Source organism: Micromonospora sp. CA-246542 (assembly GCF_050942905.1).
Lineage (GTDB): Bacteria > Actinomycetota > Actinomycetes > Mycobacteriales > Micromonosporaceae > Micromonospora.
The window spans coordinates 6284852-6296939 of record NZ_CP192040.1 but is presented as its reverse complement, the minus strand read 5'-3'; the positions used below and the strand labels follow the sequence as shown (position 1 = coordinate 6296939).

Annotated in this window: 17 protein-coding genes; 16 read left to right on the top strand and 1 reads right to left on the bottom strand. The window is 69.3% G+C overall.

The annotated features are described in order from the left end of the window. Positions 1–3 precede the first annotated feature (3 nt). The 15 genes from rpsE (at position 4) to truA (ending at position 10244) form a co-directional block, all read left to right on the top strand. On the top strand, positions 4–618 hold the full coding sequence (rpsE, locus tag ACQP0N_RS29195; RefSeq protein ID WP_007465263.1) for a 30S ribosomal protein S5: 615 nt from the start codon (positions 4–6) through the stop codon (positions 616–618). Next, positions 618–800 (top strand): 50S ribosomal protein L30, encoded by a 183-nt coding sequence (gene rpmD, locus ACQP0N_RS29190; RefSeq protein WP_030329904.1) that lies wholly within the window; start codon positions 618–620, stop codon positions 798–800. Before rpsE ends, rpmD begins: the two co-directional genes overlap by 1 nt. Then, the gene (gene rplO / locus ACQP0N_RS29185; protein ID WP_357126507.1) at positions 800–1243 is read left to right on the top strand and encodes a 50S ribosomal protein L15; all 444 of its coding nucleotides are present in this window, start codon (positions 800–802) and stop codon (positions 1241–1243) included. Before rpmD ends, rplO begins: the two co-directional genes overlap by 1 nt. Before the next feature lie 232 nt (positions 1244–1475). After that, positions 1476–2804 (top strand): preprotein translocase subunit SecY, encoded by a 1329-nt coding sequence (gene secY / locus ACQP0N_RS29180; RefSeq protein WP_355050755.1) that lies wholly within the window; start codon positions 1476–1478, stop codon positions 2802–2804. Beyond that, the gene (locus ACQP0N_RS29175; protein ID WP_088950228.1) at positions 2805–3458 is read left to right on the top strand and encodes an adenylate kinase; all 654 of its coding nucleotides are present in this window, start codon (positions 2805–2807) and stop codon (positions 3456–3458) included. Between the two features lie 88 nt (positions 3459–3546). Then, entirely contained in the window at positions 3547–4398 is an 852-nt protein-coding gene (gene map / locus ACQP0N_RS29170; RefSeq protein ID WP_433115576.1) for a type I methionyl aminopeptidase, read from the top strand. A gap of 199 nt (positions 4399–4597) precedes the next feature. Next, positions 4598–5167, top strand: a complete 570-nt coding sequence (locus ACQP0N_RS29165) for a DUF1707 SHOCT-like domain-containing protein (protein ID WP_433115574.1) — start codon at positions 4598–4600, stop codon at positions 5165–5167. Positions 5168–5488: 321 nt separating this feature from the next. Beyond that, entirely contained in the window at positions 5489–5710 is a 222-nt protein-coding gene (infA, locus tag ACQP0N_RS29160; RefSeq protein WP_007073013.1) for a translation initiation factor IF-1, read from the top strand. A gap of 91 nt (positions 5711–5801) precedes the next feature. Beyond that, complete coding sequence (gene rpmJ / locus ACQP0N_RS29155; RefSeq protein WP_012184307.1) at positions 5802–5915, top strand: 50S ribosomal protein L36; 114 nt, start codon at positions 5802–5804, stop codon at positions 5913–5915. A gap of 266 nt (positions 5916–6181) precedes the next feature. Then, positions 6182–6562, top strand: coding sequence for a 30S ribosomal protein S13 (gene rpsM, locus ACQP0N_RS29150; RefSeq protein ID WP_007465236.1), 381 nt, complete (start codon positions 6182–6184; stop codon positions 6560–6562). Between the two features lie 17 nt (positions 6563–6579). Continuing rightward, the gene (gene rpsK, locus ACQP0N_RS29145) at positions 6580–6987 is read left to right on the top strand and encodes a 30S ribosomal protein S11 (protein WP_030329919.1); all 408 of its coding nucleotides are present in this window, start codon (positions 6580–6582) and stop codon (positions 6985–6987) included. A 13-nt stretch (positions 6988–7000) separates the two neighbouring features. Then, on the top strand, positions 7001–7627 hold the full coding sequence (gene rpsD / locus ACQP0N_RS29140; protein ID WP_007465229.1) for a 30S ribosomal protein S4: 627 nt from the start codon (positions 7001–7003) through the stop codon (positions 7625–7627). Between the two features lie 98 nt (positions 7628–7725). Further along, on the top strand, positions 7726–8748 hold the full coding sequence (locus ACQP0N_RS29135; protein WP_007465227.1) for a DNA-directed RNA polymerase subunit alpha: 1023 nt from the start codon (positions 7726–7728) through the stop codon (positions 8746–8748). Positions 8749–8782: 34 nt separating this feature from the next. Beyond that, positions 8783–9343 (top strand): 50S ribosomal protein L17, encoded by a 561-nt coding sequence (rplQ, locus tag ACQP0N_RS29130; protein WP_355050752.1) that lies wholly within the window; start codon positions 8783–8785, stop codon positions 9341–9343. Between the two features lie 70 nt (positions 9344–9413). After that, complete coding sequence (gene truA, locus ACQP0N_RS29125) at positions 9414–10244, top strand: tRNA pseudouridine(38-40) synthase TruA (protein ID WP_433115571.1); 831 nt, start codon at positions 9414–9416, stop codon at positions 10242–10244. A gap of 73 nt (positions 10245–10317) precedes the next feature. On the opposite strand, the gene ACQP0N_RS29120 is transcribed toward truA, so the two are convergent. Next, complete coding sequence (locus ACQP0N_RS29120) at positions 10318–11163, bottom strand: hypothetical protein (RefSeq protein ID WP_433115569.1); 846 nt, start codon at positions 11161–11163, stop codon at positions 10318–10320. A 297-nt stretch (positions 11164–11460) separates the two neighbouring features. On the opposite strand from ACQP0N_RS29120, the gene ACQP0N_RS29115 reads away from it, so the two are divergent. After that, positions 11461–12066, top strand: a complete 606-nt coding sequence (locus tag ACQP0N_RS29115; RefSeq protein ID WP_433115568.1) for a class I SAM-dependent methyltransferase — start codon at positions 11461–11463, stop codon at positions 12064–12066. The last annotated feature ends 22 nt before the right edge of the window (positions 12067–12088 follow it).

Genomic DNA, 12088 nt, shown 5'->3' with positions numbered 1-12088 from the left:
CTGATGCCAGGTCAACAGCGCCGTGGCGGCGGGTCCGGTGGCAACGAGGGTGGTCGCCGCGACAACCGCCGTGAGGGCGGCCGCGGAAACGCGCCCGTCGAGAAGACCCCGCACCTTGAGCGGGTCGTCGCGATCAACCGCGTCGCCAAGGTCGTGAAGGGTGGTCGTCGCTTCAGCTTCACCGCCCTGGTGATCGTGGGCGACGGCGACGGCACGGTCGGCGTGGGCTACGGAAAGGCCAAGGAGGTGCCCGCGGCCATCGCCAAGGGTGTCGAGGAGGCCAAGAAGCACTTCTTCAAGGTGCCGCGGATCGGTCAGTCGATCCCGCACCCGGTGACGGGTGAGGACGCGGCCGGTGTGGTGCTGCTCAAGCCGGCCTCGGCCGGTACGGGTGTCATCGCCGGTGGTCCGGTGCGTGCCGTGCTGGAGTGCGCCGGTATCCACGACGTGCTCTCCAAGAGCCTCGGTTCGTCGAACCCGATCAACATCGTGCACGCCACCGTGGCGGCCCTGAAGGGGCTCGAGTCCCCCGAGCAGGTCGCAGCGCGTCGTGGTCTGCCGGTGGAGGACGTCGCGCCGGCCGCCATGCTGGCGTCGCGGGCGGGGGTGGCGCGCTGATGGCACGCCTGAAGGTCACCCAGCTCCGGTCCGGTATCGGGACCAAGCAGAACCAGCGTGACTCGCTGCGTTCGCTCGGTCTCAAGCGGATCAACGACGTGGTGGTCAAGGAGGACCGGCCCGAGATTCGCGGCATGATCTTCACGGTCAACCACCTCGTGAAGGTCGAGGAGGTCGAGTAATGACGATCAAGGTGCACCACCTGCGCCCGGCGCCCGGTTCCAAGACCGCGAAGACCCGTGTGGGTCGCGGTGAGGGTTCCAAGGGCAAGACCGCCGGTCGCGGTACCAAGGGCTCCAAGGCCCGCAAGAACATCTCGGCGGCGTTCGAGGGTGGGCAGATGCCCATCCACATGCGCCTGCCGAAGATGAAGGGCTTCAAGAACAGGTTCAAGGTGGTCTTCCAGGTGGTCAACCTGGACCGGCTCGCCGAGCTGTTCCCGAACGGCGGCCAGGTCGGCCCGATCGAGCTGGTCGAGGCCGGCGCGGTCCGCAAGGGCCAGCCGGTCAAGGTCCTCGGCACCGGGGATCTCGGCGGGGTGGCGCTCCAGGTGTCGGCGCACGCGTTCAGCGCGTCGGCCAAGGAGAAGATCGCCGCCGCCGGTGGCTCTGCCACCGAGCTGTAAGGCGTACGACCTCGGCGCCCGTCCAGTTGCGAGCAACTGGCGGGCGCCTAGGTCTGCCTGGGGCCTGAGCGCCCGGTAATATCGGAATCGGTTTATGTAGCCGGGCACACCTGCCCGGAGTGGGACAGGGCTGTTAGAGTCCCATCCCAGCCATGGATTCCGGGCACTCGCCCGGGATTCACCCCGACCCGCCAGGGATCACCGGCGGCCCGCCTCGCGCAGGAGGAAGAAGTTGCTGTCCGCCTTTCTCAGTGCGTTCCGTACGCCTGACCTGCGCAAGAAGCTGCTGTTCACAGTAGGCATCATCGCGGTCTACCGGCTGGGTGCCACGCTGCCCAGCCCCGGCGTCTCGTACGGCAACGTGCAGAAGTGCCTCGACTCCATCTCGGGCGACACGACGGGCCCGCTGAATCTGCTCAACCTCTTCTCCGGCGGAGCGCTGCTCCAGCTCTCGGTCTTCGCGCTGGGCATCATGCCCTACATCACGGCGTCGATCATCCTGCAGCTGCTGACCGTCGTGATTCCGCGCCTCGAGCAGCTCCGCAAGGAGGGCCAGGCCGGCCAGGCGAAGATCACGCAGTACACCCGCTACCTGACCCTGGGTCTGGGTGTCCTGCAGGCGTCGGCGTTCGTCGCCCTGGCCCGCTCCGGGCAGCTGTTCCAGAACCGCTGCGACCAGTTCCCGATCATCCCCGAGGGCACCGGCATCCCGGACTGGCTGACGCTGTCCATCCTGGTGATCACCATGACCGCCGGCACCGGCATGGTCATGTGGCTCGGCGAGCTGATCACGGACCGCGGCGTCGGCAACGGCATGTCCGTCCTGATCTTCACCTCGATCGCGGCCCGCCTGCCCAGCGAGGGCTGGCAGATCAAGACCAGCAAGGGCTGGGACATGTTCGCCCTGGTCATCGCGCTGGTCCTGGTGGTCATCACGGCGGTTACCTTCATCGAGCAGGCGCAGCGCCGGATTCCGGTGCAGTACGCCAAGCGGATGATCGGCCGGCGCATGTACGGCGGCACCTCGACCTACATCCCGCTCAAGGTCAACCAGGCGGGTGTGATCCCGGTCATCTTCGGCTCGTCGCTGCTCTACCTGCCGCAGCTGGCTCTCCAGTTCTTCGACCAGAACGACCCGGGCAAGGTCCAGGCCTGGATCCAGAACAACCTGGTCGCCCCGGACAGCCCGATCTACATCACGGTCTACTTCCTGTTGATCATCTTCTTCACGTACTTCTACGTGTCGATCACGTTCAACCCGACCGAGGTCGCGGACAACATGAAGAAGTACGGCGGGTTCGTGCCGGGCATCCGTCCGGGCAAGCCGACCGCCGACTACCTGGACTTCATCCTCAGCCGGATCACCCTGCCGGGCGCGCTCTACCTGGGCGTCATCTCGATCCTGCCGAACTTCTTCTTCATCTGGCTGGACAACCAGCAGTACCAGAACTTCCCGTTCGGTGGCACCGCTGTGCTCATCATGGTCGGCGTCGGTCTGGAGACCGTGAAGCAGATCGAGAGCCAACTCATGCAGCGGAACTACGAAGGGTTCCTGCGGTAGATGAGACTCGTTCTGGTTGGCCCGCCGGGCGCGGGCAAAGGCACGCAGGCCGAGTTCATCGCCGCGCACCTGTCGGTGCCCAAGATTTCGACCGGGGACATCTTCCGGTCGAACGTCACCCAGGGCACGCCACTGGGCGTCGAGGCGAAGCGCTACATGGACGCGGGCGAGCTGGTTCCGGACGAGGTCACCATCAACATGGTCCGGGATCGGCTCGCCGAGCCCGACGCCAGCGAGGGCTTCCTCCTCGACGGCTTCCCGCGGACCACTCCGCAGGCGGCCGCTCTGGACAAGCTCCTCGCCGACCTGGGCACCGCTCTGGACCTGGTCCTGGAGCTGGTGGTCGACGACGACGAGGTGATCCGGCGGCTCTCCGGCCGGCGTACCTGCCGGGGCTGCGGCAAGATCTGGCACGTCGAGTTCGACGCCACCACCCGTCCGGGTATCTGTGACCGGTGCGGCGCCGAGCTGTTCCAGCGCGACGACGACAAGCCGGAGACCATCGCCACCCGCCTGCGGGAGTACAGCGAGAAGACCGCCCCCCTGGTCGACTACTACGGCGCCCAGGGCAAGCTCGTCGGGATCGACGCCACCGGCCCGGTGGAGGACGTCACGACCCGGGCCATCGACGCGCTGCGGTCGTACGGCGGCTGAGGCCCGGCCGCACCGCGGCGGATAGAGTGCGAACAGCGGGGTACGCGAGACGTGCCCCGCTGTTTCGGCAACGAAAGGTAACCGCTCCATGCGTCGTCCCCAGCTGGACATCCAGCTGAAGACCCCTGACCAGATCGAGAAGATGCGCGCGGCCGGACTCGTGGTCGCCGAGGCGCTCCGCCGGATGCGCGAGGCTGTGGCGCCCGGTGTGAGCACCGCCGATCTGGACGCGATCGCCGAGTCGACGATCCGCGAGGCGGGCGCCGTCCCGTCGTTCAAGGGTTACCACGGCTTCCCGGCGTCGATCTGCTCCTCGGTGAACGAGCAGATCGTGCACGCCATCCCATCGCCGAACCAGGTGCTCGCCGAGGGCGATCTCATCTCGATCGACTGCGGTGCGGTGTTGAACGGGTGGCACGGCGATTCGGCGATCACCGTCGGGGTCGGCGAGGTCGATCCGGCGCTGCTGAAGATGGCTGAGGTGGCCGAGGACGCCATGTGGGCGGGCATCGCCGCCGCGGCCCGTGGAGCGGCCAGTGGCAAGGGCCGGCTCACCGACATCTCGCACGCCGTGGAGACCGCGGTCCGCAAGGGCGGCCGGTACGGCATCGTCGACGGCTACGGCGGGCACGGCATCGGCACCGAGATGCACCAGGACCCGCACGTGCTCAACCACGGCCGGCCGGGCAAGGGTCCGCGTCTGGTCCCGGGCATGGCGCTGGCGATCGAGCCGATGATCACGATGGCCTCGCCCCGTACGGTCGAGCTGGCCGACGGCTGGACGGTCGTCACCCGGGACGGGTCGATCGCGGCGCACGTCGAGCACTCGATGGCGCTCCTGCCCGACGGCGTCTGGGTGCTCACCGCCTTCGACGGGGGCCGGGCTCGACTCGGCGACCTCGTGACGGCCCGCCAGCCCGCCGCCTCCACCACCTCCTGACGGTCCCGCCGAGCCGGCCGGGCAGGCGGGGCCGGCCGAGTGGGTCGGGTGGGCCGCGTCGTGGCGGTTGATCAAATCGGGTTCCGGAAGGTCGCCCTGTCCCACGGCCATGGACACCCCAGTTGCCCTGTTGTCGAGTCGATCAAGGGCAGGGCGTCCGGGCGGGACGGATTGGCGGGGCGGTGGCATGCTTGCCGGCATGGACGGGCGCGACGGGATGCGAGCGGCGGACGCGGACCGGGAAGCGGTGGCCGAACGGCTGCGGGCCGCCCTCAACGAAGGTCGGTTGGACCTGCACGAGTACGACGAGCGGTTGCAGCGGGCCTACGCTGCGCGGACGTATGCCGAACTGGACCCGTTGCTGTCGGACCTGCCGCCGATGTCGTCTCCGGCGCAGCCGGCCCTGCGGGCGCCCAGCACGGTGGCCCAACCGTCCACCGGCCGACTCGCCCCGTTCGTGTCCGGCGACACCGGTCGTTGGCTGGGCGAGGTGTGGTTCCCGTACCTGAAGGTGCTCGCCATCGTGGTGACGATCTGGGGCGTGACCTCGCTGCTGAGTCAGGAGCTGCTCTACTTCTGGCCGGCCTGGGTGGCCGGGCCGTGGGGTGTGGTGCTGGTGCTTCGGACGGTGGGTGGGCTGGCCGCGGGAGAGCCCCGGCGGCACGCGATCGAGCGGGAGCGTCGTCGCCAGCGCAAGCGCGCCAAGCGAGAGCGCAAACGCCAACTCCGCTCCACCGAACCAGACAAAACCCCACCCCCACCTGACTAACCCACCCACCCCACCCGCACCCCCACCCCCCCGGCCCAGATCCCCGTCGATCATGAAGTTGTTGCCCTCGGGCCCGGCGTGTCATGGCAACAACTTCATGATCAACCGGAGATTGCGGGTCGGGGTGGGTGGGTGGTTTGGCGGTGGGCGGCAGGCCGGCGTACACTTTCTGATCGGCGCACAGCGTCCACTCCGGCATGCCCACCCTGCGCTTCGGTGGGTCCCGGAGCCGCGGCTGGCGCGGTCTTCTGATTCTGGTCAGATTTCCGTGTAAGACGTTGTGGGTCGCCCGGAGCAATCGACGTCAGGACAGCGGAGGACATGCCGAAAAAAGACGGAGCCATTGAGATCGAGGGTCGGGTCATCGAGCCCCTGCCGAACGCCATGTTCCGCGTGGAGCTCGCGAACGGCCACAAGGTGTTGGCTCACATCAGCGGCAAGATGCGGCAGCACTACATCCGCATCCTGCCGGAGGACCGAGTCGTCGTCGAACTCTCGCCGTACGACCTGACCCGCGGGCGCATCGTCTACCGCTACAAGTAGTCCTGACGGCGGCCGGGAAGTCCCGTGTCCGTCTTCGACGTCCGGTCTCGCGCATGGCGCGTTGCCGGGCCAGATGGGAAGTAAGGCAACCGTGAAGGTCAAGCCGAGCGTCAAGAGGATCTGCAACAAGTGCCGGGTTATCCGCCGGCACGGCCGGGTCATGGTCATCTGCACCGACCCGCGCCACAAGCAGCGCCAGGGCTGACTCAGCCCGTCCGGCCGAACACGGCCGGGTGGTGTTGGTCCGGGCAGTTCCTCAGCGACACACACATCACACATGCTCGTCCCAGCCGCGAGCGGTACGCGAGGCGTACTCCTTTCGTGGCTGACCCCCGGTCGGAGGCCGGGGCCCGCTTGGGCAGCGACCGATCCCGGTCGCCGGCGCTGATGGCGTCGGAAAGACGGGACGGCCGGTAGCGGGGTGGGACGGGTCCACACCTCCGCCACACATCACGAGGAGTACGCCCGCACATGGCACGTCTAGTCGGCGTGGATCTCCCCCGCGAGAAGCGGATGGAGATCGCGCTCACCTACATCTTCGGGGTCGGTCGAACCCGCGCCCTGGAGACGCTCGCCGCCACCGGCATCTCGCCGGACAAGCGCGCTCGGGACCTCACGGACGAGGAGCTCGTGCAGCTCCGCGACCACATCGAGGGCAACTACAAGGTTGAAGGCGACCTGCGCCGCGAGGTCGCCGCTGACATCCGCCGCAAGGTTGAGATCGGCTGCTACGCCGGCATCCGGCACCGCCGGGGCCTGCCCGTGCGTGGCCAGCGGACCAAGACCAACGCGCGGACCCGCAAGGGCCCGAAGCGGACCGTCGCCGGCAAGAAGAAGCCCGGCAAGAAGTAATAGGAGCGCACAGACTTATGCCACCGAAGGCTCGTGCCGGAGCCGCTGTCAAGAAGGTCCGGCGCAAGGAACGCAAGAACGTCGCCCACGGGCAGGCGCACATCAAGAGCACCTTCAACAACACCATCGTGTCCATCACGGACCCGACCGGTGCGGTCATCTCCTGGGCCTCCGCGGGCCAGGTGGGCTTCAAGGGCTCCCGCAAGTCGACTCCGTTCGCCGCGCAGCTGGCCGCCGAGGCCGCCGCGCGTCGCGCCATGGAGCACGGCATGCGCAAGGTCGACGTGTTCGTCAAGGGCCCCGGCTCCGGCCGGGAGACCGCCATCCGTTCGCTGCAGGCCGTGGGCCTCGAGGTCGGCCAGATCGCCGACGTCACCCCGCAGCCGCACAACGGGTGCCGTCCGCCTAAGCGTCGTCGGGTCTGAGAGGTAGAGAGAGATGGCTCGTTACACCGGTGCTGACTGCCGCCGTTGCCGGCGGGAGAAGATGAAGCTGTTCCTCAAGGGCAGCAAGTGCGATGGTCCGAAGTGCCCGTTCGAGTCCCGGCCGTTCCCGCCCGGGCAGCACGGCCGCGGCCGCACCAAGGAGACGGAGTACCTGCTCCAGCTCCGCGAGAAGCAGAAGGCCCGCCGCGTGTACGGCGTGCTGGAGAAGCAGTTCCGTGGCTACTACGAGGAAGCCGTCGGCAAGCAGGCCAAGACCGGTGAGGTCCTCCTGCAGATCCTCGAGTCGCGGCTGGACAACGTCGTTTACCGGGCCGGCTACGCCCACTCGCGGGACATGGCCCGCCAGCTGGTCAAGCACGGTCACTTCACGGTGAACGGCAAGAAGGTCGACATCCCGTCGTACCGCGTCAAGGAGCACGACATCATCGAGGTCCGGGGCAAGAGCAAGGAGCTCACCCCCTTCGTGGTGGCGCAGGCTCAGGCCGGTTCGAAGACGGTTCCGGCGTGGCTCGAGGCCATTCCGAGCCAGATGAAGGTGCTCGTGCACTCCCTCCCGGCCCGGCAGGTCATCGACACGCAGGTCCAGGAGCAGCTGATCGTCGAGCTCTACTCCAAGTAGTCCGAGCTCGTTCGGTGGCCCGCCCTTCGGGGCGGGCCACCGGAACAGTTTGTGTCGTGGGCGTCAAATAGCGGGCGCCCCGGAAGAGAAGAGAAAAGATGCTCATCAGCCAGCGACCCTCCCTCTCCGAGGAGTCGATCAACGAGACCCGGTCGCGGTTCGCCATCGAGCCGCTCGAGCCGGGCTTCGGCTACACCCTGGGCAACTCGCTGCGGCGCACGCTGCTGTCGTCGATCCCGGGTGCGGCGGTCACCTCGATCAAGATCGACGGCGTGCTGCACGAGTTCACCACGATCCCCGGTGTCAAGGAGGACGTGGTCGAGCTCGTCATGAACATCAAGGAGCTGTGCGTCAGCTCCGAGCACGACGAGCCGGTCAGCATGTACCTGCGCAAGCAGGGCCCGGGCGACGTGACGGCGGGCGACATCCAGCCCCCGGCCGGCGTCTCGGTGCACAACCCGGACCTCAAGCTCGCGACCCTGAACGGCAAGGGCCGGCTCGACATGGAGCTGACCGTCGAGCGGGGCCGGGGCTACGTGACGGCCGCCCAGAACAAGCAGTCCGGCGCCGAGATCGGCCGGATCCCGGTCGACTCGATCTACTCGCCGGTGCTGAAGGTGACCTACCGCGTCGAGGCGACCCGCGTCGAGCAGCGCACCGACTTCGACCGGCTCATCATCGACGTCGAGACCAAGCCGTCGATGGGCCCGCGCACCGCGCTGGCCTCCGCCGGCTCGACGCTGGTGGAGCTGTTCGGTCTGGCTCGTGAGCTGGACGAGACGGCTGAGGGCATCGACATCGGGCCGTCCCCGCAGGACGCCCAGCTGGCGGCGGACCTCGCTCTGCCGATCGAGGAGCTGGACCTGACCGTCCGCTCCTACAACTGCCTCAAGCGCGAGGGCATCAACTCCGTTGGTGAGCTCATCGGGCGTACCGAGGCCGACCTCCTCGACATCCGCAACTTCGGTCAGAAGTCGATCGACGAGGTCAAGATGAAGCTCGCCGGGATGGGTCTCGGGCTGAAGGACTCGGCTCCGAACTTCGACCCGGCGCACGTCGTGGACACCTTCGGCGAGGCCGACTACGACACCGACGACTACCGCGAGACCGAGCAGCTCTAGTCCGCGCTGCCGCCACAACTGAGGAGCACCAAAAATGCCCACGCCCACCAAGGGCCCCCGCCTCGGCGGCAGCCCCTCGCACGAGCGGCTGATGCTCGCCAACCTGGCGACCGCGCTGTTCCAGCACGGCAAGATCCAGACCACCGAGACGAAGGCCCGGCGGCTGCGCCCGCTGGCCGAGCAGCTCATCACCAAGGCCAAGCGCGGTGACCTCGCCTCGCGGCGTCGGGTGCTGGGTGTCGTCAAGGACAAGGACGTCGTCTACGCCCTGTTCGACCAGATCGCGCCCCGGTACTCCAACCGCCCCGGCGGTTACACCCGGATCGTGAAGACCGGTCCGCGCAAGGGTGACAACGCGCCGATGGCGATCATCGAGCTGGTGGAGGAGCTTCAGGTCGCCGAGCCGAAGGTGAACAAGAAGACCGCCGCCCGCAAGGCCGCGCAGCAGGACAAGGTCGAGGCGCTCGCGCCGGCCGAGGACGCTCCGAAGTCGGCCGACGCCGACCAGGACTCCGAGGCGCCGGTGTCGGCCTCCGGCGACACCGCCGAGGCGCGCGAGGACAGCGACCTCGCCACCGAGGAGAACAAGGCCTGACCTCGGGCATCAGTGCGGGCCCGGCACCCCTTTCGGGGTGTCGGGCCCGACCCGTAACAGGAGGTACGAGGTGGACGAGCGGATCCGGCTGCGGCTGGACGTCTCGTACGACGGCGCGGGTTTCTCCGGGTGGGCGCCCCAGCCGACGCGGCGGACCGTCGCCGGGGTGCTCGTCGAGACCCTGGACCTGGTCCTGGGCGCGGGTACGGCGACCGGCCTGACCGTCGCGGGCCGGACCGACGCGGGGGTGCACGCCTCCGGGCAGGTCTGTCACCTGGACCTACCCGTCGAGGTGTGGCGGGAGCACGAGGGGCGGCTGTTGCGCCGGCTGGCCCGGCTGCTCCCCACCGACGTGCGGGTACGGGCGATGACCGAGGTGCCCACCGACTTCGACGCCCGCTTCTCGGCCACCTACCGGCGTTACGAGTACCGGGTGACCGACGCCCCGTACGGCGCGGAGCCGCTCCGCCGGCACGAGGTGTTGGCCTGGCCGCGGGCGCTGGACCTGGCGGCCCTGAACGCCGCGGCCGAGGGCCTGGTGGGGGAGCACGACTTCGCCGCGTACTGCCGACGCAAGGAGAACGCGACGACGCTGCGCGAGGTGACCCGGTTGGACTGGCGGCGGGACCCGGACGGCATCCTGGTCGCCACCGTGCAGGCGGACGCGTTCTGTCAGGCGATGGTGCGCAGCCTCGTGGGGGCGATGCTCGCGGCCGGCGACGGCCGCCGGCCGGTGCGGTGGCCGGGCAGCCTGCTGAACCGGCAGGAGCGGTCCAGCGAGGTGACGGTGGCGCCGGCGCACGGGCTGACCCTGGTCGCGGTCGGCTACCCGGACGATCCGGCGGACTACGCGCGCCGTGCCGACCTGACGCGCCGGCTGCGCGTGCCGGTCGAGGGCTGACGGGCGGACCCGGTACGGACGACGACGGGTGGGCCACCTGTTCGGCGGCACACCCGTCGGACGCGGTCGTGGGTCAGTCGCCGTCCTCGCTGGGGCTCTGGCTGCCGCTGCCCTCGGTGGATGCCCCCGTTGGCTGCCCGGCAGTGCCGATGTCGGCCCGCCGTTGGAGGACGCCCTTGCTGAGGTGCGCCTCGAGCATGTCGAACAGGACTTCCCGGATCTTGGTGTCGCCGGACTTGACCGCGGTTCCGTCGGCGCGGACCACCAGCGCGTACGCCAGGTAGTGGCCGCGGACCTGCCAGCCCACCCGGGCCGGGGCGCTGGTCAGCGCATCGGTGTCGTCGCCGGCGGTCAGCCCCCGGAACCGACCCTGCCGTTCGTCGAGGATCTGCCGGATCCGGTCCCGGGCCCGCTCGGCGTTGGCCCTGTCGGTCAGGTTGAACAGGCCGGTGGTGACCAGGTGCTCACCGCCGGGGCTCCGCAGGGTGGCTCGGACGACCTGGTTGCAGCCGAGCCGGACCAGCAGGTCCGCGACCTCGTCCGTGGCGGCGACGGCGCAACTGCCGCTGGACTGGGTCTTCAGCACCTGGTAGGCGGGCTGGCCTTCGGCGAGCTTCAGCTCCTTGTCGGGGAAGAGTTCCTTCGCGGTGAGCGGCGCCTGGTCGGTGTCCCGCGAGTCGAGATCCTGCTGCTGCGGGACGCCGGCGGACGGCGCGGCGTTCGGCTGGTACGTCGGGGTGGACTGTGGTGTCGCATCGCGATCCAGCAGCAGCGCGGCGGCGCCCAGGCCGCAGAGCGCGAGCAGGACGAGGACGGCGGCGCCGCCGATCACCACCTGCCAGAGCCGCCCACCGCCGCGCCGTGCGGACGGCTCCACAGGCTGGGCCGAGGTGTAGACCTGGCTGCGGGGAGCCGCCACCGGCGCGGTGACGCGGGGGCCGGCGGTGGCTGGTTCGACGGCAGCACCAACTGGTTGGGCCGGGGCAGCGACGGCGCGGGGAAACGCGACGGTGACGGGCCGGCCGGTGGAGGGGGACCGGCGCCGAGCGCGTCCAGGTCGGACCCGTCGGGGTCCTCGAATGCGTCCTCTTCGGACTGGTACCGATACACCATGTCGCCCAGAGTAGGAGTTATTGTCCCTTTAGGGGGTAATATCAGGGAAATGTGGGTGTGGGCAGTGTCGTGAGCCGCCCGAGCCGATGCGAGAATTGCCGACGTGACCGGCGACCACTACTTCACCGCGCAGCCCGCCAGCGACGCACCGGCGCGCGAGGTCGAATTCTCCGTCGCCGACCGCGACTACCGACTCGCCTCGGCCGGCGGTGTCTTCTCCGCCAGCCGTCTCGATCCCGGCACCGCGGTACTCCTGCGCAAGGCCGACCTGCCCACCGCCGACACCACAGGTGACCTGCTCGACCTCGGCTGCGGGTTCGGACCCATCGCGTGCGTCCTGGCCGACCTCGCGCCGACGAGCACCGTCTGGGCCGTCGACGTCAACTCCCGCGCCCGCGACCTCACCGCCGCCAATGCGGCGAGGATCGGCGCCGGTGACCGGGTCCGGGTGAGCGCGCCCGACGACGTACCGGCGGAGGTGACCTTCGCCCAGCTCTGGTCCAACCCGCCCATCCGGATCGGCAAGGACGAGCTGCACGACCTGCTGCGGCGCTGGCTGCCCCGGCTCGCCCCGGACGGCGTCGGCTGGCTGGTCGTCGCCCGGCACCTGGGTGGCGACTCGCTGCACCGCTGGCTCGTCGAACAGGGCTGGCAGGTCGAGCGGCACGCCAGCCAGAAGGGCTTCCGGGTGCTGCGGGTCACCCGGTAATTGGATGTCCCTACCGGTCCCG

Coding starts and splice junctions, on each gene's coding strand:
- rplQ (WP_355050752.1), top strand. CDS start 8,783: ATGCCCACGCCCACCAAGGGCCCCCGCCTCGGCGGCAGCCCCTCGCAC.
- rpsM (WP_007465236.1), top strand. CDS start 6,182: ATGGCACGTCTAGTCGGCGTGGATCTCCCCCGCGAGAAGCGGATGGAG.
- rplO (WP_357126507.1), top strand. CDS start 800: ATGACGATCAAGGTGCACCACCTGCGCCCGGCGCCCGGTTCCAAGACC.
- ACQP0N_RS29165 (WP_433115574.1), top strand. CDS start 4,598: ATGGACGGGCGCGACGGGATGCGAGCGGCGGACGCGGACCGGGAAGCG.
- ACQP0N_RS29135 (WP_007465227.1), top strand. CDS start 7,726: ATGCTCATCAGCCAGCGACCCTCCCTCTCCGAGGAGTCGATCAACGAG.
- map (WP_433115576.1), top strand. CDS start 3,547: ATGCGTCGTCCCCAGCTGGACATCCAGCTGAAGACCCCTGACCAGATC.
- ACQP0N_RS29175 (WP_088950228.1), top strand. CDS start 2,805: ATGAGACTCGTTCTGGTTGGCCCGCCGGGCGCGGGCAAAGGCACGCAG.
- infA (WP_007073013.1), top strand. CDS start 5,489: ATGCCGAAAAAAGACGGAGCCATTGAGATCGAGGGTCGGGTCATCGAG.
- rpsD (WP_007465229.1), top strand. CDS start 7,001: ATGGCTCGTTACACCGGTGCTGACTGCCGCCGTTGCCGGCGGGAGAAG.
- rpsE (WP_007465263.1), top strand. CDS start 4: ATGCCAGGTCAACAGCGCCGTGGCGGCGGGTCCGGTGGCAACGAGGGT.
- rpmD (WP_030329904.1), top strand. CDS start 618: ATGGCACGCCTGAAGGTCACCCAGCTCCGGTCCGGTATCGGGACCAAG.
- rpsK (WP_030329919.1), top strand. CDS start 6,580: ATGCCACCGAAGGCTCGTGCCGGAGCCGCTGTCAAGAAGGTCCGGCGC.